The organism is Caballeronia sp. GAWG1-5s-s (assembly GCF_023631445.1).
Lineage (GTDB): Bacteria > Pseudomonadota > Gammaproteobacteria > Burkholderiales > Burkholderiaceae > Caballeronia.
Map to the genome: position 1 here is coordinate 119,087 of NZ_JALQDC010000029.1, position 23,333 is coordinate 142,419.

Sequence of the window (23,333 nt, forward strand, 5' to 3'; positions counted from 1 at the left end):
GCCGAATCCTGCGCGGAGGCGTAGCGCCTTCAGCCGCGGCTCGCGCGACGCCGCTTGCCACGTCCTGCCGTAGCGGCTTCAGTCCGAGCCGCGCCGTGCCGCCGATTTCGCGCCCCGGTACGGCGAGTCCGGCATGCCGCCTTCATCGACGATGCCCCAGCCCGAGATACCGAGCGGCCATCCCCCGCGCCCAACCACCAATCACCCGCGCCGCGTCGCGAGTTCCGCGCCCTGACGCAGCGCTTCCAGCATGCTGCCTTCATCGGCGATGCCCTTGCCAGCGATATCGAACGCCGTGCCGTGATCCACCGAGGTGCGGATCACATCCAGCCCGACCGTCACGTTCACGCCCGCTTCGAGGCCGAGCACCTTCACGGGGCCGTGTCCCTGATCGTGATACATCGCGACGACGAGATCGAAATCGCCGCGTCCCGCGCGATAGAACAGCGTGTCGGCGGGCAGCGGGCCGGTCACGTCGAGACCGCGTTCCTGCAACGCCTTCACCGCCGGGATGATCTTCTCCTCTTCCTCACCATAGCCGAAAAGACCGTTCTCCCCCGCATGCGGATTGATCCCGCACACGCCGATGCGCGGCTTCGCGATGCCGGCTTTCTTCAGCGTCGCGTCGCCGCGCTCGATCGTGCGCTGAACGAGCCCCGGCTCGATCTTGCGGATCGCGTCGATGATGCCGATGTGCGTCGTCACGTGAATCACGCGCAGCTTCGGCGCGACGAGCATCATCGACACTTCGTCCACGCCGGTCAGATGCGCGAGCATCTCCGTGTGTCCCGGGAACTTGTGGCCGCCCGCGTGCAACGCTTCCTTGTTGAGCGGCGCGGTGCAGATGGCGTCGATCTGATTGGCCTGCGCCAGTTCGACCGCGCGGGCGATATAACGGTAAGCGGCGTCGCCCGCGACCGGCGAGAGCTGGCCGAACGGCAGGTCGTCGGGAATCAGGCCGAGGTCGATGCAGTCGATCACGCCCGGTTCATAGCGCGCCTCGGATGCGTCCTCGACGCGCCGCACGGTGGCCTTCACGCCGGTGATCTCGATGGCGCGTTCGAGGCGGCGCGCATCGCCGATCACGAGCGGACGGCACTGCTGATAAACGGTGTCGTGCGCGAGGCTCTTGACGACGATTTCCGGGCCCACGCCGCTCGCGTCGCCCATCGTGATGCCGATTACGGGAAGATAGTTGGTCATGGTGATTGATAGATGTTGAGGGTTCGCGTGGTTCTTAGCGGGCGCCAACGGGCGAGGCCGCTTCCGCGTGTTCGTTCGAGAGTCCGCGCAGATGACGATACGCGCCGTAGAGCGCGTGCTCGCTGCCGAACGCGCCTGCCTTCGTGACGATGGCCGCGCCGCCCGCCGTGTCCGATACGCCTGTGGTGGCCCGTCCGAGCGCGACGCCGGCTTCGATTTCGCGCACCAGTTCGAGGCTGCCGACGTTCGCCGCCGCGAGCATCGCGCGGGCGGTTTCACCGCCGGTCGCAATCAGCCCGCCGAGCGCGTCGAAGTGCGGCGCGACGAGCGCGGCAAGCGCGGTCGAAAGGCGCGCGCCTTCGGCGGGGTCGAAGGCATCGTCGCGTCCGATTCGCACGATCAGATCCTGCCCGCCGCGCAAGGTTTCGCCGATGCGCTCGCCCCACGCTTGCCAGTCCGCGTGACGCTCGCCGTCGCGCAGCACCGCCGGCGGCAAGATGAATTCGACGAGGCCCGCTTCGGTGCGCAGCATCGCGCATTGCCGCTCGGACACGGCCGACAGGCTGCCGACCAGCGCGAGCACCGGGCCGCGCGCCACGTCTGCGGACGGGTGCCGCGCCGCTGGCGCCAGGTCCGCAGCGGCTTCGAACAGATCGGGCAGCGCCGCGAGTTCGCGCGCGAGCCCGCCCGAGCCGACCCAAAAGAACGGCGTATCGAGCGATGCCGTGATGCGCGCGAGCGCGGCGAGGTCGTCGCTGGTTTCGGCATCGAGGATCAACGCGCCGATGCCTTCGGCCGCCGCCGTCGCGATGATCGCGGCGAGTGACTGCGGCTCGCGGCGCAGCGTATCGAGCGCGACGTGGGCGGTGGAGAGGCCCGCCGCTTCGAGCATCGGCCCGAGGCGCGCGTCGCGGCCGGCATGTTCGAGCTGCCACGTTTCCGTCTCTTCGAGCGGCACGCCATGCACGAACACGATGCCGTCGCGCACGGCGCGGCCTGTGGCCGGAAACGCGGGCGCGACGATCGCCGGCCCGGCGAGACGCGCGAGCGCCGCGACTTCCGCGGTCCAGTTGCCGCGCAGCGTCGAATCGATTTTCTTGTACAAACGCCGGCCGGGCGCGCGCAGCGCCTGCCACGCATCCGCGACGCGCGCGCCGGCGTCGGCGGGCGCGAGGCGGCGCGTGTCGGTGTCGGCGGCGATCACCGTGGCGTCCTCGGCGGGCGACGAGACGTCCAGCGTCACGACCGTCTTGCGCCCCGACGCCGCGAACGCGATGGCGCAGTCGGCGGCGCCCGAGAGGTCATCGGCGAGAATCAGCATGCTTGCTGCTTGGGCAGGCTGCGCGCTCATTGCGCGGCTCCCCGCTTGTCGCGCGCGCCGACCGCCACGCGCGCATCGCTGCGTGCGTTCACGCGCTTGGCAATCGCGGCCGTGACGATCGGCGTGACGATGGCCGTCACGACCACGCATGCCGCGACGAGCAGGGTCGCCGACTTCGCGGCCGATTCGTAGACCGGATTGGCCGCCGCGATCAGCGCCGGAACCGCCGCCGCATTGCCTGCGGTATTCGCCGCCGCCGCGCCCGCCACGCCCGTGCCGCCCGTCAGACGGTCCGCGAAGTAGAGCGGAATGCCCGTCACGACGACCACCGCGAGCCCGAGGCCGATGCCGAGCAGGCCAGCCTGCCAGACCTTGTGCAAGTCGAGGCTCGCGCCCAGCGCCAGCGCGAAGAACGGAATCATCACCGGCACCGCGCGGCCGAGAAAGTCGCGCATGTCGCGGTCCAGATTGCCGAGCAACATGCCGATGGCGAGCGGCAGAATGCTGCCGACGAGCGTCGGCCACGGAAACGCCGAGAGGCCCGCGACGCCGAGCGTGACCATCGTGAGGAACGGACCCGATTCGAGCGACATGATCGTGTATGCGCCGACGTCTTCCGAGCGTCCGTACTGGCCCATCAGCGCCATGTAGAGGCCGCCGTTCGTGTCGTTCATCGCGGCGACGACGGCGAGCGTCGAGAGCCCCGCGAACATGCCTGAACTGATCGGCTGCTCGCCGAGAAAATGTCCGAGCACGATGCCCGTGAGAATCGCCATGCCGACTTTCGTGGCGAAGAGCGCGCCGCCTTTCTTGAGCAGGTAGGGCGTCGCTTTCACGTCGATGCCCGCGCCCATGCAGACATAGAAGACCGCGAGAATCGGCAGCGCGCCGGTGAAGAGCGCGTTCGTGAACGAGCCGAAGAACTTCGGCATGCCCGGCAGGAACGTCGCGATGAGCGAACCGATCAGAAGCGGAACGATCATCATGCCGCCGGGTACGCGCTCCACCGCGCGTTTGATGGGAATCTGGGCCATGGGTGTCTCCAGGAGGTCTTGTCTGGTTCGATCAAGAAATGATTGCATCGATCATTTGCGAGTGTATCCTTTGATCGAATCGCGCGCAATTCGACGCTTCTAGGCGTTTACACTGGTCGAACCGCGCAAACGTTGTGATGATTAATGATCGGACCGATCAAAAGCGGCAGCGTGCGCTTGTGAGGTGTCGATTAGCATTGCCCGAGCCCGAAAGCGCCGCCCGATTCGCTAAACTTGCGGTCCGCCGCACGCGGCACGCGTCATCACGCTCAAACGAACAGGAACCGCATGAAAGTCGAGAAACGCCGCGAAGCCATGTTGAAGGCCGTGCTGTCCGGCATGAACGATGTGGCCGCGCTGTGCGAACACTTCGGCATGTCCGAGGCGACGGTGCGGCGCGACCTGCGCGCGCTCGCCGAGGAACGCCGCATCGTGCGCACGTACGGCGGCGCGGCGTCGGTCGGCGTGCACGAGCCGGAAGAATCGCTCGATACGCGTCGGGGGAGTTTCCGGGAACAGAAGGAAGCTATCGCGCGGGCGGCGGCGCGGCACGTGCAGGACGGCGACACGCTCTTTCTGGACGGCGGCACGACGACCGCCGCGCTCGCGCGCTGCCTCGCGGGGCGCAAGGACATTCAGGTCGTGACGAACAATCTGCTGGCGGTGAGCGCGCTCGCGTCCGCGGAAGTGCGCGTGACGCTGATCGGCGGCGACGTGCGGCCGTCAAGCATGAGCACGCTCGGACCTATTGCGCAGCTTGCCCTGTCGCGCGTGACGTATGACCTGGCTTTTCTGGGCGCGGACGGCGTGGTGGCGGGCCGCGGGCTATGCGAAGCCACGGCGGAGCAGGCGTTTCTGAAGGAGTGCATCGTCGCGCAGGCGGCGAGCGTGTTCGTGCTCGTCACGTCCGACAAGCTCGGGCGCGCGAGCCAGCAGCACTGGACGCCGCTCGAACGCGAGTGGACGCTCATCACCGATTCGCTCGCCGACCCGGCAGCCGCGAACCGCTTCACGGAGCGCGGCAACGTGACCGTCGAGCGCGCGGAGAGCGAAGCGCGCTAGCGGCTCGCTGTCGGTTTCATTTGGCGGCGAGCGCGAGCACCGCTTCCACTTCGTCGAGATCTACGGGCTTCACGAGATGCGCATCGAAGCCGGCGGCGCGCGTGCGGGCGATGTCTTCGTCCGATCCGAGCCCGGTCATGGCGGCGACGATCACATGCTTGCCGCCATCGCTGCTCGCCTGCTCGCGGATGCCGCGAATCACGTCGAAGCCCGTGAGCCCCGGCATCGACAGGTCCAGCAGCACGACCTGCGGCCGGCGCGCGCCGAACTGCTGCAACGCCTCTTCGCCGTCGTAGGCCGAGCGCGCGGTGTGACCGAGCATGTCGACGAGCAGCGTCATGCTGTCGGCGGAATCGCGATTGTCGTCCACCACGAGCACTTCCAGTTGCCGATCCGCCGCTGCCGCGGGCTCTGCCGGCGTGGCTCCGATGTCCGCTGGCGCCTGCGCGAGCGGCAGCCACAGCGTGAACGCGCTGCCCTTGCCGGTGCCGCCGCTCTTCGCCTCGACATGGCCGCCGTGCAGTTCCGCGATCGCGCGCACGAGTGTCAGGCCGATGCCGAGCCCGCCTTCGTCGAGATGCGCGCCCGGCGGATGCTCCTGCACGAACAGATCGAAGACCGTGGCGAGCGCATCGGCGGAAATGCCGCGTCCCTGATCGGTCACGCGCAGCATCGCCGCATTGCCGCGCGGGCCGACTTCGAGCGTGACCGTCGACCCGGGCGGGCTGAACTTGGATGCGTTGTTCAGCAGATTGTTGAGCGCCTGAACGAGCCGCGTGGAATCGCCGGTCACATGCATGCGCTGGCCGCTTTCCTCGACCGCGAGGCGCTGGCCGCGCGCATCGAACAACGGCTGGCTCGCTTCGACGCTCAGATGCACGACATCCGCGATATCCACGATTTCCGTCGAGAGACGAATCTTGCCCGAACTGACGCGGCCCGCTTCGAGCAGATCGTCGACGAGCTTCGTCAGATGCGCGAGCTGCCGGTCGACGATCAGGCGGCTGCGGTTGACGTCGGGATCGTCGGACGCCTTCAGCTTCAGAATGCTCACGGCGTTGCGTATCGGCGCGAGCGGATTGCGCAGCTCGTGACCGAGCAGCGCCAGGAATTCGTTCATGCGCCGGCTCGACGCTTCGAGTTCTTCGAGGCGGCGGCGCGCGGTCATGTCGCGCGTGATCGCGACGAAGTTCTGCTCTCGGCCATTGGTGGACGGCAGCGCGCTCAGAATGGCATGCGCCCAGAAGGCGGAGCCGTCCTTGCGCACGCGCCAGTCTTCGTGCTCCATGCGGCCGTGTTCGCTCGCGCGGCGCAGGGCCTCGTCGGGACGGTCGCGGCCCAGTTCGTCGGGCGGATAGAAGAGCGCGAAATGCCGCCCGACCGCTTCTTCCGCCGTGTAGCCGTAGAGGGCGCGCGCGCCGTCGTTCCACGATTGCACGATGCCGTGCCGGTCCAGCATGTAGATCGCGTAGTCGCTGACCGAATCGATCAAAAGACGCAGGCGCTGGTTCGCTTCGGTCGCGCGCAGCCGGTCCGTGATGTCGTGGATGAAGCAAGCGAATTGCCGCTGGCCGTCGAACCACACTTCGCTCACCGTCAGTTCGGCGGCGAACTCGGTGCCGTCGCGACGCACCGCCGGAAGCTGGATGCGGTTATTGATGACGCGGGCTTCGCCGGTGGCGAGATAGCGCGTGAGGCCGGTGCGATGCGCGTCGCGGAGCCGCTCGGGCACGATCAGCTGCGCCAGTTCGCGGTTCACCGCCTCCTGCGCGCGCCAGCCGAACAGCGACGCCGCGGCCTCGTTCCAGTCGACGATCATGCCCGCTTCGTCCATCGAGATGAAGGCGACGTTCGCGTTGTCGATCACGGTGCGGCGGCGGCGCAGCGCATCGGCGAGCTTTTTCTCGTACTCCGCGCGCAGCGACGATTCCATGCTTAAGTCCGCGCTCACGCTGGCGTTGGCCGCCACGAGCTGGCGATTCTCCTGCGCCGCTTCCTCTCGGGCGATGGTTTCCGCGATGCACGCGCAGAACGCGTTCAGGATGGCGATGTCGGACTGGTCGAACTGGTCCGGCTCGCCGGAGATGAGCTTGAGCACCGCCACGGAGCGGCCGTCGTAGATAACGGGCGCAACCACCATGGAAATGGCGCCGACCGCCTGACACGCCGCGCGATCCACGCGATGGTCGTTTGCGGTATTGCGGCTGATGAGCGCCTGCTGACGCGTGATGCACAGGCCCGACAGACTGCCGGCGCTCGGCAGACGGACGCCGACGTGCTGCGCGGCCGCGCCGCTCGCTGCGCAATAGACGAGCTGATCGTCTTCGATCCATTCGACGACAGCCGACGCGACGGACGCGACTTCGCGCAAGGTGTCCGTGACTTGTTGCAGATACGCCGGCAGCGGCAGGCGCGAATGCGCGAGACTGGCGAACGTTGCGAACCACCGCTGGAAATGCGCCTGACGTTGGCGATCGGGCTTGTGCCTCATGTCGGATGCGGAAGCCTCATACTGGAAACGCATAGCTCTTTATCCCATCGATGAAGCGCGGAACATGGCGCGCGGGAAGTCGGCGTATCGGTGGCAGAAGGGCCTCAATTGAAACACAAATGAATCGCAAACGTTTGCCTAAAAGCCCAGCTTTTCGTGTTACGAAAAAAGGGGCGCGGTAAGCGTTTCTTGCGACGTATGACCGCGTAATTCGTGCATGCGACGCGCGGCGCGTCGGTAATCTCGTCCGTTGGCGGACGGCGCGCTCATGCGGCCACGGCGCGTCCCGCTTCCGCGATCTCTTCCATCAATAACCGCACGCCGGGCGATAACGGCGCATCGCGTCGCGTGACCATCTCGTACGGCTCGCTCTTCGACGAAAACGCGAGCGGCAGCGTGCACACGACGCCATGCGCGGTGCAGAAGCGGGCGACATCGACCGATACCAGCGCCACCAGCGACGGATTCTTTTGCAATAGCGCGAGCGTCGCGAACGCAGATGTCGTTTCGAGCAGATGCGCCGGAAAGCGCAGTCCTGCGTCGTGGAACTCGCGTTCGAGCAAGAGACGCATCGGCATGTTCGCGCGATACACGACCCAGCGGTGCTTCGCCAGATCCTTCAGCGCGACGCGCCGCCGCTTCGCGAGCGGATGCGCGGTGTTGGCAATGACGGCAAGCGTCTCCTGCTGCACGACCACGCTGTCGTAGAGATACGGCGTCTGGCTCACGCTCGTGCGACACACGGCAACGTCGAGCCGTCCGGCGTCGATGAGACCGAGCAGCGTCGCGCTCGTGTCCTCGACGATCTCGACCGACATTTCCGGCTGACGCGCGCCGAGCGCCGTGATGGCGTCGGTGACGAGCGGCACGGCGCCCATGATGACGCCCACCGATACGCGCCCGCCGAAGCCGCGCATGATGCCGACGATTTCTTCGCGCAGATGCGCGAGGTCGGTCTGAATGAGCCGTGCGTAGCGGATCACGCAATGGCCGACGGCATTGGGCTCGAGGCCCCGATGCGTGCGCACGAAAAGCGGCGTGCCGAACGTGGTTTCGATTTCATGCAGCGACTTGCTCACGCCCGGCTGCGTGAGAGCGAGCTGACTCGCCGCGCCTTGCAATGAGCCACGTTCTTCGAGTGCAATGAGAAGACGCAGTTGCCTCAAGTGCAGCCGCGAAAGAATCGAATTGAGCGATGGCGTCATGTTGCGGTTTGACTTGACGGAAAGTTATACCCCTATCACATGCCGTCAGTATCGCGGACGCGCAGCGCTACGTATACTCAGCCGATGCGCCTATAACTTTTCCTCATCTCGCCATGCCGCTCATCAACTACATCACGCAGATCCAGTTCGACTTCGGCGCTGTGCGCCTCCTTGCCGGAGAGTGCGAACGCATCGGCATTCGACGTCCGCTCATCGTGACGGATGCGGGTATTCGCGCTGCGGGCCTGCTCGACAAGATCGTGGATGCGCTCGGTCCCACGTTCGACGCGCCGGTGTTCGACGCGACGCCGCCGAATCCCAACGAAGCCGCCGTGCGCGCGGCGGTCGAGCTATATCGCTCGAACGGGTGCGATGGCGTGATCGCGGCGGGCGGCGGCTCGTCGATCGATCTGGCGAAGGGCGTCGCGGTCTGCGCGACGCACGAAGGACCGCTGCAGAGCTTCGCCGTGATCGAGGGCGGGCTCGCGCGCATCACGGCGGCGACCGCGCCGGTCATCGCCATTCCGACGACGGCGGGAACGGGCAGCGAAGTGGGCCGCGGCGCGATCCTGATTCTGGATGACGGCCGCAAGGTCGGCGTGATCTCGCCACATGTGGTGCCGAAAGTCGCGATCTGCGATCCCGAGCTGACGCTCGGCCTGCCGCCGATGCTCACCGCCGCGACCGGCATGGACGCCATCGCGCATTGCCTCGAAACGTTCATGGCGCCGGCGTTTAACGCGCCCGCCGACGGCATCGCGCTCGACGGCCTGTGGCGCGCATGGCGATACATCGAGCGGGCGACGCGCGAGGGCTCCGACCGAGCGGCGCGCTGGAACATGATGAGCGCGTCGATGCAGGGCGCGCTCGCGTTCCAGAAGGGCCTCGGCTGCGTGCATAGCCTGAGCCATTCGCTCGGCGGCATCAATCCGAAGCTGCACCACGGCACGCTGAACGCCATCTTTTTGCCGGCGGTGATCGCGTTCAATCGCAGCGCGCCGTCGATGCAGGAGGAAGGCAAGCTCGACCGCATCGCGCAGGCGATGGGTCTCTCGTCCGGCGACGAAGTCGGCGACGCGATCCGCGCGATGACCGCGACGCTCGGGCTGCCGCGCGGCCTCTCAGAACTGGGTGTGACGCGCGACCTGTTTCCCCGCATCATCGCCGGGGCGATGAAGGATCACAGCCACAAGACGAACCCGCGCGAGGCGACGAGCGACGACTACGCGGCGATGCTGGAAGCGTCGATGTAACCCGCATCCGACCGGGCGCATGGCGGATTTGCGGCGTTGCAACAGACCACTAGGGAAAACCCCTAGGCCCTGTTACAATACCGTGCAAATTCAGGAAGAAACGCCATGCGCCACCGTTACATCATTCTCGAAAAGATCGCTTTTACGTTGCTCACGCTGTCCGCAGTCGTCGATGCCAGCTACATCACCTGGGAAGAGCACCCGAACTTCCGCGAAAACGTCACGGAATTCGTCCAGAAGAGTTCGGAGCTGAATTACGCGACCGCCACGGTCGACGGCTCGACCCTGATGCCGATGGCTTTCAACTGAGCGATATTGCAATCTCCCGCCGCTTCTGAAGCGGCGGGCTCAAGCTCTCCCTTCCCGCATACTCGCTATTCGGCCCGCCGTCGCCCGGCGCGCGCCGCTTGTCCTATGCTGGCGGCTCTGTTTAACGCAGCCGCCGCGCATGTCCACCGTTCTTCGTTCCGACGCCCATCCCGGCGGAACCCTTCTCAGCTTCGCCCGCAGCATCGGGCAGATCGTCCTCCAGCGCAACGCCGCGACCGGCGCATTCGTATTGGCAGGCGTGCTCTGCGCGAGCCCGCGCCTTGCCTGCGGCTTGCTGATCGGCTCGCTCGCGGGAAAGGTCGTGACGCTCATCACCGAATCTGCCGATTCCCCCGCCCTGCGCGACGACCTCTACGGTTTCAACGGCGCGCTCGCGGCGCTGGCGGCCTTCACCTTCATTCGGGACGCGTCGCAGGCGGCGGCCGTCGCGATCCTCGCCGCCGTCTTTGCGACGATGCTCGCGGGCACGCTCGCTCGCGGCCTGTCGCGCTGGAACTTGCCGATCTTGTCGAGCCCGGCGATCATCGTCACCTGGTGCTGGATGCCGCTTCTGGCCGACCGGGGCGAAGTCGGGGCGCTGGGGCCCGTCGCCAAGAGTGTCGACGCACTGATCGAGGCCGCTTTTGCGGGACTCGCGCCCATCGTGTTCGCATCCGGCGCGCTCGCGGGCGGATTGATCGCCGCGGGACTGCTCGCCGCGCGGCCCGCGCGCGCGGGCTGGGCACTTGCGGGCAGCGCGCTGGGCGCGGTGCTGCATGGCTTGGGCGGCGCGAACGACGCCGTGCTGCTGTCGGGCGCGTGCGGCTTCAACGCGGCGCTGGTGGCGCTGGCTGCCGCGCCGCTCGGCGCGCGGTGTGTGTTCATCGGCATCGCGGTCGCTGTGGTGATCGAGCGCATCGCGGATAGCGCCGGCATCGCTGCGCTGACCGCGCCGTTCGTGCTCGCGTCGTGGGCGGTGATTGCGCTCGCGCGGGCGTCGCGGAAAGACTGTGTCCTATAAGGCCGGCTCGGGCGTCGAGCCTTGAGTACGGTGGAACGCCGGCTCGGCGCGTCGCGTGGTATCGAACTACAGCACGGCGTCGGGCCAGTGTTAACGATGAGGTCAGGGCGATTCGCTAACACGCCAACCCCGGCCCACAGGAGACCCTTATGTCATTCACCCACACCCCCGAGCGCCGCATCGACGAAAACGCGCCGCGTTCCGCCGCCGAAGCCGCCACGCGCGTCGAGTTGGCCGCCGCGTATCGGCTCGTCGCGCTGAACGGCTGGGATGATGTCGTCTATACGCACATTTCCGCGAGCGTGCCGGGCGAGCCGGGGTGCTTCCTGATTAACCCGTTCGGGCTCGCGTTCGACGAAGTCACCGCGTCCAACCTCGTGAAGATCGACATCGAAGGCAACGTGATCGGCGAATGTGCGCACAGCGTCAACGCCACCGGCTTCGCGCTGCACGCCGCCGTGCATGCCGCGCGCGCCGAAGCCGCGTGCGTGATGCATCTGCATGTGCGCGAAGCCATCGCCGTATCGGCGCAACCGCATGGCCTGCTGCCGGCGTCGCAACACGCGATGCGCTTTCACGGCCATCTCGCGTATCACGATTACGAGGGCCTCGCGTTCTCGCCGTCCGAAGGCGAGCGGCTCGTCGCGAGCCTAGGCGCGCATCGGGCGATGCTGTTGCGCAATCACGGCCCGCTCACGCTCGGGCGCACCGTCGCGGAAGCCTATGTGCTCATGGATACGCTCGTGAGAGCGTGCGACATTCAATTGCGCGCGCTGGCCGGTGTCGGCAAGATGATCGTGCCGACGCCGGACGTGGTGGCGCGCACGGCGGCGCAGTTGCATGACGACGACGCCATAGAAGGCGCGCTCGAATGGCCCGCGCTCATGCGCAAGCTCGACCGCATCGATCCGTCTTACCGCCAATGAATATTCAACAGGAGAGCGAAGCAATGCCGACTTTCAACATCCAGCTTTTCGAAGGCCGCACGGTGGAAGAGAAGCGCAAGTTCGTCGAGGCGATCACGCGAACCACGTGCGAAACGCTCGGCTGCGAGCCGGGCTCGGTGGACATCATCCTGACCGACGTGAAGCGCGAAAACTGGGCGACGGCCGGCAAGCTCTGGTCGGACCAGTAGCCCGGCCAGAGCAAACGCAGCAGCATGGCGCTGCTGCGTTGATCCAAACGCTTACGACGTCTCTTTCGCGGCCAGCCGGAACTTGTGCAGGAGCGGCTCCGTGTAGCCGTTCGGCTGCGTGCGGCCTTCGAACACGAGCGCGCACGCGGCCTTGAACGCGTACGAGCTATCGAACGCGGGCGCCATCGGACGATAGTACGGATCGGCGTCGTTCTGCTTGTCGACCACGGCGGCCATGCGTTCCAGCGTCTGACGCACCTGCTCCTCGGTGACGATGCCGTGCCGCAGCCAGTTCGCGATGTGCTGGCTCGAGATGCGCAGCGTCGCGCGATCTTCCATCAGGCCGACATCATGAATGTCCGGCACCTTCGAGCAGCCGACGCCCTGATCGATCCAGCGCACCACGTAGCCGAGAATGCCCTGCGCGTTGTTCTCGATCTCGTTGCGGATATCGTCTTCCGACCACGACGGATTCTCGACGACCGGAATCGTCAGGAGTCCGTCGAGAAGCCCGTTCTTCACGCTTTCGTAGTCGATGCTTTCCATTTCCTGCTGGACCTGCTGCACATCGACCTGATGGTAATGCAGCGCGTGCAGCGTCGCGGCGGTCGGCGACGGCACCCACGCGGTGTTCGCGCCCGCTTTCGGATGCGCGATCTTCTGTTCGAGCATCGCGTGCATCAGGTCCGGCATCGCCCACATGCCCTTGCCGATCTGCGCGCGCCCGCGCAAGCCTGCGTTCAGGCCGACGAGCACGTTGTTGCGCTCATAGGCGCTGATCCATGCCGACGACTTCATGTCGCCCTTGCGCATCATCGGGCCGGCTTCCATCGACGAATGCATCTCGTCGCCGGTGCGGTCCAGAAAGCCCGTGTTGATGAACGCGACGCGCGCGCTCGCCGCCGCGATACACGCCTTGAGGTTGACGCTGGTGCGCCGCTCCTCGTCCATGATGCCCATCTTGATGGTGTGACGCGGCAGGCCGAGCAGGTCTTCCACGCGCGTGAAGAGCTCGTCCGAGAACGCGACTTCGGCAGGTCCGTGCATCTTCGGCTTCACGATGTAGATGGAGCCGGTGCGCGAGTTGATCTTGTTCTTGAGATCGTGCATGGCGCCGAGCGTCGTCATCACCGCATCGAGAATGCCTTCGGGCACTTCGTTGCCGTCGCGATCGAGCACGGCGGGGTTCGTCATCAGATGCCCGACGTTGCGAATGAAGAGCAGCGAGCGGCCATGCAGCTTGAGCGTGGAGCCGTTCGGCGCGGTGTATTCGCGGTCTGGGTTCAGGCTGCGCGTGAAGGTCTTGCCGTTCTTCGTGACCTGCTCGGACAGTTGGCCCTGCATCAAGCCGAGCCAGTTGCGGTAAAGCTGCGTCTTGTCGGCGGCATCCACGGCCGCAACCGAATCTTCGCAGTCGATGATCGTGCTCACGGCCGCTTCGATCAGCAGGTCCTTGACGTGCGCCGCATCCGTCTTGCCGATGGAGTCGTTCGCGTCGATCTGAATCTCGATGTGCAGGTCGTTGTGCTTGAGCAGCACGGCTTGCGGCGCGCTGGCATCGCCCTGAAAGCCCGCGAACTGTTCCGGATTCGCGAGGCTGCTCTTGCCATCGCGCAAGGTCACGACCAGCTGGCCGCGCTCGACGCTGTACTTCGTGGCGTCGGCATGCGAGCCGTGCGCGAGCGGCGCGTTGTCGTCGAGGAACGCGCGCGCGTAGGCGATTACCTTCGCGCCGCGCTTCGGGTTGAACTCGGCGGTGCGCTCTGCGCCGTCGCTTTCGTCGATGGCGTCGGTGCCGTAGAGCGCGTCGTACAGGCTGCCCCAGCGCGCGTTCGCGGCGTTGAGCGCATAGCGCAGATTCGACAGCGGCACGACGAGCTGCGGGCCGGCCTGCTCGGCGATCTCGCGGTCCACGTTCGCCGTGGTCGCGCGCACGTGCGCGGGCGCGGGAACGATATAGCCGATCTCCTCCAGGAACTTGCGATACGCGCGCAGATCGCGCACCGGGCCGGGATGGCTGCGGTGCCAGTTATCGAGTTCGCTCTGCATGCGGTCGCGTTCGGCGAGCAACGCGCGGTTCTTCGGAGCCAGGTCGTGCACGAGTGCATCGAACCCTTGCCAGAAGGCTGCGGCATCGACGCCCGTGCCGGGAATCGCTTCTTCTTCGACGAACTTGGCGAGGCTCGATGCGACCTTCAGGCCGTGCTGTTGAATCATGTCGTTCATGGGCACTCCGGCTGATTGCTGCTTAAAAGAATAGGGGCGGGGTGGCTTATGGTAGCGCGGATCGAGGGCGGGATCGAATCTTGACCGCGCGCAAGCGATGTGCCTGCGCGGGCAGCGGTAGATTGCCGAAGAGAGAGGTGGGATCAGCCCGGCCCGTCGCCGGCAATGCGCGACCGGGCCGGGCGATGACTACGCGCCGAGCAGATCCTCGATCATGACCGGCAGTTTTCGGACCCGCACGCCGGTCGCGTGATAGACCGCTCCGGTGATGGCTGCCGCGATGCCCGCCAGCCCGATCTCCGCTATACCGCGCGCGCCGAGTTCGTTGAACACCGTATCGGGATGGTCGAGGAAGGTCACATCGAGGCGGGGCGTGTCCGCATGCGTCGCGACGACGTAATCGGCCAGATTGTTGTTGACCGGCGCGCCGCTGCGCTCGTCATAGACCGTGTGCTCGAAAAGCGCCATGCCGACGCCCATCACCACCGCGCCTTCCACCTGATTGCGCGCGGCACGCGGATTCAGAATCTTGCCGCCGTCGATCACGGTGACCACGCGGCTCACGCGCAGCCGCGCCGTCTCCGGCTCCCACGTCACTTCCGCGAAATGCGCGCCGAACGAGTGGATGGACCACTTCTTCTTGAGCGGATCGTCGAAGCCGCCTTTCGCGCTCGCGCTGCCCGACGCCGCGTGCATGCGCGCGGCCTCCAGAATGCGCGGGAACGGCACGCCGTTCTCCGGCGCTTCGTTCTTGCGATGCACGCGCGCGTGGCTGAAAGCGAGTTCGTCCGCTTTCGCGCCCGCGAACGGCGAGCCCTCGGCCGCCGTTGCGCGCGAGAGCACCATCTGGATGGCGGTGCGCGTGGCGTCCATCACGGCCGGAATCACCGATGCCGTCGCCGCCGATCCACCGGAGATCGGGCCGACGGGCAACGCGGTATCGCCGAGGCCGACTTCGATCTTGTCAAGCGCGATGCCCGTCTGCTCCGCGACGAGCTGCGCGAGAATCGTGTACGTGCCCGTGCCGATGTCCTGCGTGCCGCACACGACGCGCGCCGTGCCGTCCGCGCGGAGATCGACGCTCGCTTCCGCCGAGAAGCGCAGCCCCGGCCAGCTGCACGCGCCGACGCCCCAGCCGAGCGTGAGGCCATCGCGCTTCATCGAACCGACTTCCGGCGTGCGCTGCGACCAGCCGAAACGTTCCGCGCCCGTCTTCAGACATTCGACGAGATGCCGCGACGAGAACGGCAAGCCGCTGCTTTCATCGACAGAAGGTTCGTTGCGCAGGCGCAATTCGACCGGGTCCATCTTCAGCGCGATGGCGAGCTCGTCCATCGCCGATTCCAGCGCGTAGAGGCCGGGCACCGCGCCCGGGCCGCGCATCGACGTGGGCGAGCCGACGTGTCGCTTGACCGTGCCGCCCGTCACGCGCAGATTCGCGGTGCTGTACATGTGCGGCGTGGCTTCGCCGCAGTCTTCGGTGTAGTCGTCGGCGAGCGCGCTGTGATTCAGGAAGTCGTGCTGCAAGGACACGAGCTTGCCATCCTGCGTCGCCGCGAGCCGCACGCGCTGCTGCGTCACCGGACGATGCCCCACGTTCTGGAACATCATCTTGCGGCTCACGACGAGCTTCACGGGCCGGCCGGTCAGACGCGTCGCGGCGGCGGCGAGCAGCGAATGCGGCCACATCCACAACTTGCCGCCGAAGCCCGAGCCGAGATAGCGCGCGATCACGCGCACCTTCTCTTTCGGCACGCCGAGCATCTGCACGAGCGTTCCGCGATGGTTGGACACCGCCTGACTCGTCTCGTAGAACGTGTAGTTCTCGCCGTCCCACTGCGCGATGGTCGAATGCAGCTCGATCGGATTGTGCGTCTCGACGGGCGTGACATACGTCTCATCAATCTTCACCGGCGCGCTGGCGAACGCGCCATCCGGATCGCCGCGTTCGCTCGCGACCTTGGGCGCCTTGTCGGATGTCAGCGTCGCGCTGACATCGTGCGGCGCGACCTCGTAGCCGACCTTGATCGCAGCGGCCGCCGCGCTCGCCGCCTCGAACGTGACCGCGATCACGCATGCGACGTATTGCCCGTAATAACGGATGACGTCGTCTTCGAACGGCGGGCGCTGTTCATCGACATAACCGTTCTCGAACGAGTTGCCGGGTATGCGATACAGACGCCCGATATTGCCGCGATGCAGAACGAGCTTCACGCCCGGCATCGCTTCGGCGGCGGCGAATTCAAGCGACGTGATCCTGCCGCTCGCGATGGTGCTGCAGACCGGCACGGCGTACAGCATGCCGGGCAGATCGACATCGGATGTATAAGTCGCGCGGCCGCAGACCTTGAGCGGTCCGTCGATGCGCGACTGCGGCCGTCCGATGACGCCGTTCGGTGACGGCTGAATGTCTGGCGCAGTGGACATGGGTCGGTTCCTCGATCGGATTCAGCGGGTTCAGGACGCTTGTGTGGCGAGCTTCAGCGCATGCACGATGCAGCGCCGCGCCAGCTCTACCTTGAAGGCGTTGCCGCTTTGCGGCTTCGCGTCGGCGAGCGCGGCGTCGGCGGCGCGGCGGAAGGCCGCTTCGTCGGGCGCGGCGTTCAGCAGTTCGTTCTCGGCTTCGCGCGCGCGCCACGGCTTCGTCGCGACGCCGCCCAGGCCCACGCGAACATGCGCGACGCGTCCGTCGCTCACGCCGATGACAATGGCCGCCGACGCCAGCGCGAATTCGTACGAAGCGCGGTCGCGCAGCTTGAGATACAGCGAACGCGTGCCCGCGACCGGCGGCGGCAGCGTCACGTGCGTGATGAGATCACCGGGTTCGAGCACGGTCTCGCGATCGGGCGTCGAACCGGGCAGCAGATGAAAGTCGTCGAATGCGATCGCGCGTTGGCCTCGCGCGCCTTCGACGTGAACCGTCGCTTCGAGCGCGGCGAGCGCCACGTTCATGTCCGACGGATTGCTCGCGATGCACGCTTCGCTCGTGCCGAGAATCGCCTGCGTGCGGTTGAAGCCGCCGATCGCGGAGCAGCCCGTGCCCGGCTCGCGCTTGTTGCACGGCGACGCGGTATCGCGGAAATAGACGCAGCGCGTGCGCTGCAACAGATTGCCGCCGGTCGTCGCCATGTTGCGTAGCTGAACGGATGCGCCCGACAGCACCGCCTGCGAAAGCGCCGCGTAACGCTCGCGTATCAGCGGATGATGCGCGAGATCCGAATTGCGCGAGGTCGCGCCGATGCGCACGCCGCCGTCGTCCGTCGCTTCGATCTTGTCGAGCGGCAAACGACTGATATCGACGATGCGCGCGGGCTGCTCGACGTTGAGCTTCATCAGGTCGATGAGCGTCGTGCCGCCCGCGAGAAAGCGCACTTCCGCGCCTTGTTGCGCGGTATGCGCGGCCGCGCCCGCGTGGATGGCGCCGGGCAGGTCGCGCGCGCGGGAAAGCTGGAACAGTTCCATGTCGCGCTCCTCAGCCCTTGTTGCCGCGCACGGACTGAATCGCCGCGACGATGTTCTGATAGGCGCCGCAACGGCACAGATTGCCGCTCATGGCTTCGCGCACGTCTTCGTCGTTCGGGCCGATGGGTTCGTCGAGCAGCGCGACCGCCGACATCAACTGGCCGGCGGTGCAATAGCCGCACTGATAGCCGTCGCATTCGACAAAGGCCGCCTGTAGCGGATGCAGCGCTTCCACTTCGCCGATGCCTTCGATGGTGGTGATCGCATTGCCGTCGTGCGCGGCAGCGAGGCACAGGCACGAGTTCACGCGGCGGCCGTTGACATGCACCGTGCATGCGCCGCATTGCCCGTGATCGCAGCCTTTTTTCGTGCCGGTGAGGTGCAGATGCTCGCGCAATGCGTCGAGCAGCGTCGTGCGCGGATCGAGCGACAACGTGATGCTGCGGCCGTTCACGGTCAGCGTGACGCTGGCGTTCGCATCGCTCGACTTGGTCGATGGCGGCGTGAGCACTTCGGCCGGCGCGGCGTGCGTGGCGGACTCTGTTTCGGGAACGCGAGGCGGCGTGCGCGGCATGATGCGCGTGGTGTTCGATTGAGGGACGGGGTGTTGCATCGAGCGTTCTCCTTTTCGACCGGCGCGGCGGCGCGTCCGGTCCCATGCAAATGGTTGCGGGCAGTGGCGCGACTTGCGGCACTAAAGCGGCAGGAAGCGTCCAGACTGAAAAAGACGAAGAAGCGGCGACACATGCGGGGCGCGGCGAGCGCCCGCCAGTGCGGAGATGCGGCGCGAAACGGGTCTGCGCATGAAGGCGTCAGGACGGTTCCGGCTTTCGATGTGATACGAGATGACACTCAGCCAGTATAGGCAGACGCGGCGGATCTTTCACGAATCGCGCGGCGGTGCGTGAAACACGGCTTACAGCGGAATGCGTGGTAGCGTTCGCAGTGTCGCTTCACTGCCTTCACTGCCTATTTCCGCCCGATGAACGAAAGCCTTTCCGTCGCCGATGCCATTGCCACGCGCCGTTCGATCCGCGCGTTCTTGCCCGATCCTGTCGATCGCACGACGCTCGAGGCGATCTTCACGCACGCCTGCCGCGCGCCTTCGGGCAGCAACATCCAGCCGTGGAAGGTCTACGTGCTGACGGGTGACGTGAAAGCGGCGCTGTCGCAGGCGATACTCGACGTGTTCAACGATCCGGATGCCGACCGCGAGCACGAAGAGGAGTTTCCGTATTACCCGCGCACGTGGTCCTCGCCTTATCTCGAACGCCGCCGCGCGCTCGGCATCGGTCTTTATACGCTGCTCGGCCTGACACGCGAAAACAAGCAAGGCATGCATGCGCAGATGGCGCGCAACTTCGAGTTTTTCGGCGCGCCCGTGGGCGTCATCTTCACGACGGATCGCACGATGGAGCGCGGTTCATGGCTCGACTACGGCATGTTCCTGCAGAACGTGATGTTGATGGCGCGCGCCTTCGACCTCGATACGTGTCCGCAGGCGGCCTTCAACCGCTATCACCGCATCATCGCAGCGCACCTGAAACTGCCGGAGAACGAGACGGTGGTCTGCGGCATGAGCCTCGGTTATGCGGACTGGTCGCAGCCGGAGAATCAGTTGAAGAGCGCGCGCGAGCCGCTGCACAATGTGCTGCGGTTTGTCGATTAGTCAGTGGGGCATGATGCCGCGAGCGAGAAGCGAAAGCACGAGTTCGCCTGCCGTCACGAAGACGACGAGCACGACGATCACGGCGAGTAGACGCATGAGCAATTGCATTGCATGAGCCAAAAAAAACGGCCGCTTGCGCGGCCGGAAGGAGGGGTGGGTCGGTCCAATGCAGACTACGACCCGTTTCTTAATCGAGGCTTAAGCAATGCAATGCAGCGCGGCAATGCACGCTAGCGCAGTGCATCGCTATACCGGTCGCGCAGCGGAAGAATCGTCACCAGCGCGACCGCACTGCCGAAGATCACGTAATAGCAGATCGCGAGCGGATCGCCCGTCGTCATCGTGAGCCATTGGACGATAGCCGGCGCGAAGCCGCCGAAGATCATCACCGCGACGTTGTAGCTCACCGAGATGCCCGTCGAGCGGACGCTGGACGGCAGCAGTTCGGAAATGAACGCGGGATAGCAGCCCTGATACGCGCTGAGATAGAGCATGAGCAACGCCTGGCAGCAAATGAGCGTCGGCAGGCTCGGATGCGCGGTCAGGAACGAGAAGATCGGGTACGCGGTCACGAGCGACAGCGCGAGCGCGGTAGCCATCACCTTCTTGCGCCCGAGACGGTCCGACAGTCTGCCGAAGACCGGGCAGCAGACCAGATAGACCAGCGCGCCGATGGTCGAGCTGATGAGGCCGTCGGTGAGCGCCAGGTGCAGCACGCGCGTCGCGTGCGTCGGCAGGTATAACAAAAAGATATACGTGCCGATGGTGCCGAACACCGTCAGTCCCAAACCGGCCAGCACGGGCAGCCAATGCTTCGTCGCGGTATCGCGGATCGGGCTCGCGCTAAGTTCGTTCTTCTGCGCCTTCTCGACGAAGACCGGCGATTCGTCCAGTTTCGAGCGCAGATAGAGACCTACCGGCACGATCAATAGGCCGATCACGAACGGCACGCGCCAGCCCCAGCTGTTCAGATGCTCGGGACTCAGCGTGCGCGTGAGCACTGCGCCGAAGAACGAACCCGCGAGGCTCGCGGCGGCCTGCGCGACCATCTGGAAACTGCCGAAGTAACCGCGCTTGTTCGCGGGCGCGTATTCGACGAGAAACGCCGTCGCGCAACCCACTTCGCCGCCCGCGGAGAAGCCCTGGATCAATCGGCCGAGCAGCATCAGAAGCGGCGCGGCCACGCCGATGGCTGCATACGTCGGCGCGAACGCGATGATCGCGATACCGACCGCCATCAGCGAAATGGTGAGCGTGAGCGCCGACTTGCGCCCGACGCGATCGGCCACCGCGCCGAGCACGACGCCGCCGAGCGGCCGCGTGAGAAAGCCCACGCCGAAGGTCGCCCAGGTGGCGAGCAGCGAGATGGTCGGGCTGGTCGCGGGGAAATACAGCTTCGAGATGATGACGGCGAAGAAGCCGTACACCATGAAGTCGAACCATTCGAGCGCGTTGCCGATGGTCGATACGACGATGGCGCGTCGCCCTGAAAGATTCACCGCGGCGTTCTCGCCGGCGGCATGCGAAGCAGGTAGTACGGTGCTCATCGAGTGGACTCCGTGGCTTGGGGTCGAGTGTGGGGTTAGAAGCGCGGTGGCTCCCGGCTTCGGTGCGACGACATCCGCTTCAACCTGCTGAAACGACCACACAAGAGTACGCCTCGCTGAAATAAGAAAATATAGAATTTCTGAACTGACACTCAAGGAAACCTGATTACACCGTCAGGTGCTTCCCTGATACCGAGCGAGATCGCCATGAGCAACACCCGCTTTTTGCGCACGTTCATCGCCGTGGCCCGCTACGGCTCGTTCGCCGCCGCCGCCGAGAAAGTCGCGCTGACGCAGGCGGCCGTCAGCATGCAGATGCAGTCGCTCGAAGACGACCTGAAGCGGCCGCTGTTCGATCGCGTCGGCCGCACGAACCGGCTGACGAGCATCGGCAAGCAGGTGTTGCCGCAGGCGGAGCGGATCGTCGCGCTGTACGACAGCATGCGTCTCACTGGCCTCGACGATGAAATTGCCGGCTCGGTATCAATAGGCGCGGTGGATTCGGCGATGGGCGCGCTCGCATCGGTCGTCACGGAGTTGAAAGGGCAGTACCCGCGGCTCGACGTGCGGCTTTTCACCGGCAAGGCGCTCGCGCTCGCGCCGCAAGTCGAAGCCGGCGAGATCGACGCGGCGGTGATCGTCGAAATGGCGGGCAAGACGCCCGCGAGCCTCAGCTGGACGCCGCTCTATTCAGAGCCGCTGGTCGCTATCGGCTCGTCGGCGAGCGAGGGCGCCAGCGCAGCGGCGTTGCTCGCGAGCGCGCCGTTTCTGCGCTTCGACCGCGCGCAACGCACCGGCGCGCTGATCGATCGCGCGCTGCGGCACAACCGGCTCGCGGTGAACGAGTTCCTCGAACTGAATTCGCTGGAAGTGATCGTCGAACTCGTGCGACAAGGCGCGGGCGTGTCGGTCGTGCCGCTGCTCGAATACGGTTCGTGGGCAAGCGACCCCGCGCTCGCCGTGCTGCCGCTCGCGAAGAATACGCCGCGCCGCGTCGTCGGCATGCTGGAACGCAAGATTCACGACCGGCACGCTGTCATGCGCGTGGTGCAGGACAGCATTCGCGCGCGTTCGCACGTGGCAGAGACCGCGCGCGACCCATGACTTTTGCTTAAGTCACGGACAAGAAATATCAGCTTTCCCTGTGAATTACGGCCGCTGACAATGCCGTATTCTTCATTCGACGCAAGAGGACAGCATGCCGATCATTCCCGAGATCGCCGAGGCGCAGGACGAACTCAAGGCCATCCGCCGCGACATCCACGCGCATCCCGAGCTTTGCTACGAAGAAGCGCGCACCGCCGATCTCGTCGCGAGCAAGCTCGAAAGCTGGGACATCGAAGTGACGCGCGGGCTCGGCAAGACAGGCGTGGTCGGCGTGTTGAGAAAGGGCACGAGCCAGCGCGCGATAGGCCTGCGGGCGGATATGGACGCGTTGCCGATTCCCGAACTCAACACGTTCGCGCACGCGTCGAAGCACGAGAACAAGATGCACGCCTGCGGGCACGACGGCCACACCGCGATGCTGCTCGGCGCGGCGCGCTATCTGGCGAAGCATCGCGACTTCGACGGCACCGTGGTCTTCATCTTCCAGCCTGCGGAAGAAGGCGGCGGCGGCGCGAAGGCAATGATCGACGATGGCCTCTTCAGGCAATTTCCCGTCGATGCCGTGTTCGCGCTGCACAACTGGCCCGGCATGGCCGCGGGCAACTTCGGCGCGCGCGTGGGCGCGACGCAGGCATCGAGCAACGAGTTCGAGATCCGCATCGAAGGCGTGGGCGCGCATGCCGCGATTCCGCACGATGGCATCGATCCCGTCTTCACCGCGTTGCAGATCGGGACGGGCTTGCAGAGCATCGTCACGCGCAACAAGCGGCCCATCGACGCCGCCGTGCTCTCCATCACGAAGATGGAAGCGGGTCATGCGGTGAATGCCATTCCGACGACCGCGACCCTCGCGGGCACGGTGCGCACGTTCTCCGTCGACGTGCTCGACCTGATCGAGACGCGCATGAAGGAGATCGTGACGGCAACAGCGGCGGCCTACCGATGCAAGGCCGAAGTGAACTTCGTGCGCAACTATCCGCCGACCGTGAACACGGAAGCGGAAACGCAGTTCGCGCTCGGCGTGATGCGGGAAGTCGCGGGCGCGGATCACGTGGACACGAACGTCGATCCGACGATGGGCGCGGAAGACTTTTCGTACATGCTGCTGGAGCGTCCCGGATGCTATGGATACATCGGCAACGGACTGGGCGCGCATCGCGAGCATGGGCACGGCATCGGCCCGTGCATGCTGCACAACAGCAGCTACGACTTCAACGACGAAGTCCTGACGCTCGGATCGACGTACTGGGTCAAGCTCGTCGAGAAGTACCTCGCGCGCGGCTGACGC

Annotated in this window: 19 protein-coding genes; 9 read left to right on the forward strand and 10 right to left on the reverse strand. The window is 65.9% G+C overall.

The window, feature by feature from the left end:
• Positions 1-201: 201 nt before the first annotated feature.
• The 3 genes from pdxA to NCR34_RS21630 are packed head-to-tail and all read right to left on the reverse strand — an operon-like array spanning position 202 to position 3,558.
• The gene (gene pdxA, locus NCR34_RS21620; RefSeq protein ID WP_248324597.1) at positions 202-1,203 is read right to left on the reverse strand and encodes a 4-hydroxythreonine-4-phosphate dehydrogenase PdxA; all 1,002 of its coding nucleotides are present in this window, start codon (positions 1,201-1,203) and stop codon (positions 202-204) included.
• Positions 1,204-1,237: 34 nt separating this feature from the next.
• Complete coding sequence (locus NCR34_RS21625; RefSeq protein ID WP_248324598.1) at positions 1,238-2,554, reverse strand: four-carbon acid sugar kinase family protein; 1,317 nt, start codon at positions 2,552-2,554, stop codon at positions 1,238-1,240.
• On the reverse strand, positions 2,551-3,558 hold the full coding sequence (locus tag NCR34_RS21630) for a 2-keto-3-deoxygluconate permease (protein WP_248324599.1): 1,008 nt from the start codon (positions 3,556-3,558) through the stop codon (positions 2,551-2,553). Before NCR34_RS21630 ends, NCR34_RS21625 begins: the two co-directional genes overlap by 4 nt.
• Before the next feature lie 288 nt (positions 3,559-3,846).
• Here NCR34_RS21630 and NCR34_RS21635 point away from each other — a divergent pair, with 288 nt between their 5' ends.
• The gene (locus tag NCR34_RS21635; protein WP_248324600.1) at positions 3,847-4,620 is read left to right on the forward strand and encodes a DeoR/GlpR family DNA-binding transcription regulator; all 774 of its coding nucleotides are present in this window, start codon (positions 3,847-3,849) and stop codon (positions 4,618-4,620) included.
• Between the two features lie 16 nt (positions 4,621-4,636).
• Here NCR34_RS21635 and NCR34_RS21640 read toward each other — a convergent pair whose 3' ends face one another.
• Positions 4,637-7,111, reverse strand: a complete 2,475-nt coding sequence (locus tag NCR34_RS21640) for a hybrid sensor histidine kinase/response regulator (RefSeq protein WP_248324601.1) — start codon at positions 7,109-7,111, stop codon at positions 4,637-4,639.
• 266 nt (positions 7,112-7,377) lie between these two features.
• On the reverse strand, positions 7,378-8,316 hold the full coding sequence (locus tag NCR34_RS21645; protein WP_248324602.1) for a LysR family transcriptional regulator: 939 nt from the start codon (positions 8,314-8,316) through the stop codon (positions 7,378-7,380).
• Between the two features lie 113 nt (positions 8,317-8,429).
• On the opposite strand from NCR34_RS21645, the gene gbd reads away from it, so the two are divergent.
• The 5 genes from gbd (at position 8,430) to NCR34_RS21670 (ending at position 12,034) form a co-directional block, all read left to right on the forward strand.
• Positions 8,430-9,569 (forward strand): 4-hydroxybutyrate dehydrogenase, encoded by a 1,140-nt coding sequence (gbd, locus tag NCR34_RS21650; RefSeq protein WP_250501049.1) that lies wholly within the window; start codon positions 8,430-8,432, stop codon positions 9,567-9,569.
• Positions 9,570-9,674: 105 nt separating this feature from the next.
• A complete protein-coding gene (locus NCR34_RS21655; protein WP_248324604.1) occupies positions 9,675-9,878 on the forward strand; it encodes a hypothetical protein in 204 nt (67 codons plus the stop codon).
• A gap of 139 nt (positions 9,879-10,017) precedes the next feature.
• On the forward strand, positions 10,018-10,899 hold the full coding sequence (locus NCR34_RS21660; RefSeq protein WP_248324605.1) for an urea transporter: 882 nt from the start codon (positions 10,018-10,020) through the stop codon (positions 10,897-10,899).
• Positions 10,900-11,048: 149 nt separating this feature from the next.
• Entirely contained in the window at positions 11,049-11,825 is a 777-nt protein-coding gene (locus NCR34_RS21665) for a class II aldolase/adducin family protein (RefSeq protein ID WP_248324606.1), read from the forward strand.
• A gap of 23 nt (positions 11,826-11,848) precedes the next feature.
• Complete coding sequence (locus NCR34_RS21670; protein WP_175945609.1) at positions 11,849-12,034, forward strand: 4-oxalocrotonate tautomerase; 186 nt, start codon at positions 11,849-11,851, stop codon at positions 12,032-12,034.
• 51 nt (positions 12,035-12,085) lie between these two features.
• On the opposite strand, the gene NCR34_RS21675 is transcribed toward NCR34_RS21670, so the two are convergent.
• From NCR34_RS21675 to NCR34_RS21690, 4 genes are all read right to left on the reverse strand, one after another.
• The gene (locus NCR34_RS21675; RefSeq protein WP_248324607.1) at positions 12,086-14,260 is read right to left on the reverse strand and encodes a malate synthase G; all 2,175 of its coding nucleotides are present in this window, start codon (positions 14,258-14,260) and stop codon (positions 12,086-12,088) included.
• Positions 14,261-14,449: 189 nt separating this feature from the next.
• Positions 14,450-16,687: a xanthine dehydrogenase family protein molybdopterin-binding subunit gene (locus NCR34_RS21680; protein WP_248324608.1), complete on the reverse strand. Its 2,238-nt coding sequence runs from the start codon at positions 16,685-16,687 to the stop codon at positions 14,450-14,452.
• A 30-nt stretch (positions 16,688-16,717) separates the two neighbouring features.
• Positions 16,718-17,722, reverse strand: coding sequence for an FAD binding domain-containing protein (locus NCR34_RS21685; protein ID WP_248324609.1), 1,005 nt, complete (start codon positions 17,720-17,722; stop codon positions 16,718-16,720).
• A 10-nt stretch (positions 17,723-17,732) separates the two neighbouring features.
• Entirely contained in the window at positions 17,733-18,335 is a 603-nt protein-coding gene (locus NCR34_RS21690; protein WP_248324610.1) for a (2Fe-2S)-binding protein, read from the reverse strand.
• Positions 18,336-18,704: 369 nt separating this feature from the next.
• Between NCR34_RS21690 and NCR34_RS21695 the strand changes: the two genes are divergently transcribed.
• Complete coding sequence (locus NCR34_RS21695; RefSeq protein WP_248324611.1) at positions 18,705-19,391, forward strand: nitroreductase; 687 nt, start codon at positions 18,705-18,707, stop codon at positions 19,389-19,391.
• 230 nt (positions 19,392-19,621) lie between these two features.
• Here the strand turns inward: NCR34_RS21695 and NCR34_RS21700 are convergent, their stop codons facing one another.
• The gene (locus tag NCR34_RS21700) at positions 19,622-20,938 is read right to left on the reverse strand and encodes an MFS transporter (RefSeq protein ID WP_248324612.1); all 1,317 of its coding nucleotides are present in this window, start codon (positions 20,936-20,938) and stop codon (positions 19,622-19,624) included.
• 207 nt (positions 20,939-21,145) lie between these two features.
• On the opposite strand from NCR34_RS21700, the gene NCR34_RS21705 reads away from it, so the two are divergent.
• Entirely contained in the window at positions 21,146-22,042 is an 897-nt protein-coding gene (locus NCR34_RS21705) for a LysR substrate-binding domain-containing protein (RefSeq protein ID WP_248324613.1), read from the forward strand.
• A gap of 94 nt (positions 22,043-22,136) precedes the next feature.
• A complete protein-coding gene (locus NCR34_RS21710; protein ID WP_248324614.1) occupies positions 22,137-23,330 on the forward strand; it encodes a M20 aminoacylase family protein in 1,194 nt (397 codons plus the stop codon).
• The last annotated feature ends 3 nt before the right edge of the window (positions 23,331-23,333 follow it).

What these genes read in the sequence shown, in the direction of transcription:
- NCR34_RS21680 (WP_248324608.1), bottom strand. Translation starts at nt 16,687, where the DNA reads ATGTCCACTGCGCCAGACATTCAGCCGTCACCGAACGGCGTCATCGGA.
- NCR34_RS21675 (WP_248324607.1), bottom strand. Translation starts at nt 14,260, where the DNA reads ATGAACGACATGATTCAACAGCACGGCCTGAAGGTCGCATCGAGCCTC.
- NCR34_RS21645 (WP_248324602.1), bottom strand. Translation starts at nt 8,316, where the DNA reads ATGACGCCATCGCTCAATTCGATTCTTTCGCGGCTGCACTTGAGGCAA.
- NCR34_RS21700 (WP_248324612.1), bottom strand. Translation starts at nt 20,938, where the DNA reads ATGAGCACCGTACTACCTGCTTCGCATGCCGCCGGCGAGAACGCCGCG.
- NCR34_RS21660 (WP_248324605.1), top strand. Translation starts at nt 10,018, where the DNA reads ATGTCCACCGTTCTTCGTTCCGACGCCCATCCCGGCGGAACCCTTCTC.
- NCR34_RS21635 (WP_248324600.1), top strand. Translation starts at nt 3,847, where the DNA reads ATGAAAGTCGAGAAACGCCGCGAAGCCATGTTGAAGGCCGTGCTGTCC.
- NCR34_RS21670 (WP_175945609.1), top strand. Translation starts at nt 11,849, where the DNA reads ATGCCGACTTTCAACATCCAGCTTTTCGAAGGCCGCACGGTGGAAGAG.
- NCR34_RS21705 (WP_248324613.1), top strand. Translation starts at nt 21,146, where the DNA reads ATGAGCAACACCCGCTTTTTGCGCACGTTCATCGCCGTGGCCCGCTAC.
- NCR34_RS21695 (WP_248324611.1), top strand. Translation starts at nt 18,705, where the DNA reads ATGAACGAAAGCCTTTCCGTCGCCGATGCCATTGCCACGCGCCGTTCG.
- NCR34_RS21625 (WP_248324598.1), bottom strand. Translation starts at nt 2,554, where the DNA reads ATGAGCGCGCAGCCTGCCCAAGCAGCAAGCATGCTGATTCTCGCCGAT.
- gbd (WP_250501049.1), top strand. Translation starts at nt 8,430, where the DNA reads ATGCCGCTCATCAACTACATCACGCAGATCCAGTTCGACTTCGGCGCT.
- NCR34_RS21710 (WP_248324614.1), top strand. Translation starts at nt 22,137, where the DNA reads ATGCCGATCATTCCCGAGATCGCCGAGGCGCAGGACGAACTCAAGGCC.
- NCR34_RS21630 (WP_248324599.1), bottom strand. Translation starts at nt 3,558, where the DNA reads ATGGCCCAGATTCCCATCAAACGCGCGGTGGAGCGCGTACCCGGCGGC.
- NCR34_RS21665 (WP_248324606.1), top strand. Translation starts at nt 11,049, where the DNA reads ATGTCATTCACCCACACCCCCGAGCGCCGCATCGACGAAAACGCGCCG.
- pdxA (WP_248324597.1), bottom strand. Translation starts at nt 1,203, where the DNA reads ATGACCAACTATCTTCCCGTAATCGGCATCACGATGGGCGACGCGAGC.
- NCR34_RS21685 (WP_248324609.1), bottom strand. Translation starts at nt 17,722, where the DNA reads ATGGAACTGTTCCAGCTTTCCCGCGCGCGCGACCTGCCCGGCGCCATC.
- NCR34_RS21655 (WP_248324604.1), top strand. Translation starts at nt 9,675, where the DNA reads ATGCGCCACCGTTACATCATTCTCGAAAAGATCGCTTTTACGTTGCTC.
- NCR34_RS21690 (WP_248324610.1), bottom strand. Translation starts at nt 18,335, where the DNA reads ATGCAACACCCCGTCCCTCAATCGAACACCACGCGCATCATGCCGCGC.
- NCR34_RS21640 (WP_248324601.1), bottom strand. Translation starts at nt 7,111, where the DNA reads ATGAGGCACAAGCCCGATCGCCAACGTCAGGCGCATTTCCAGCGGTGG.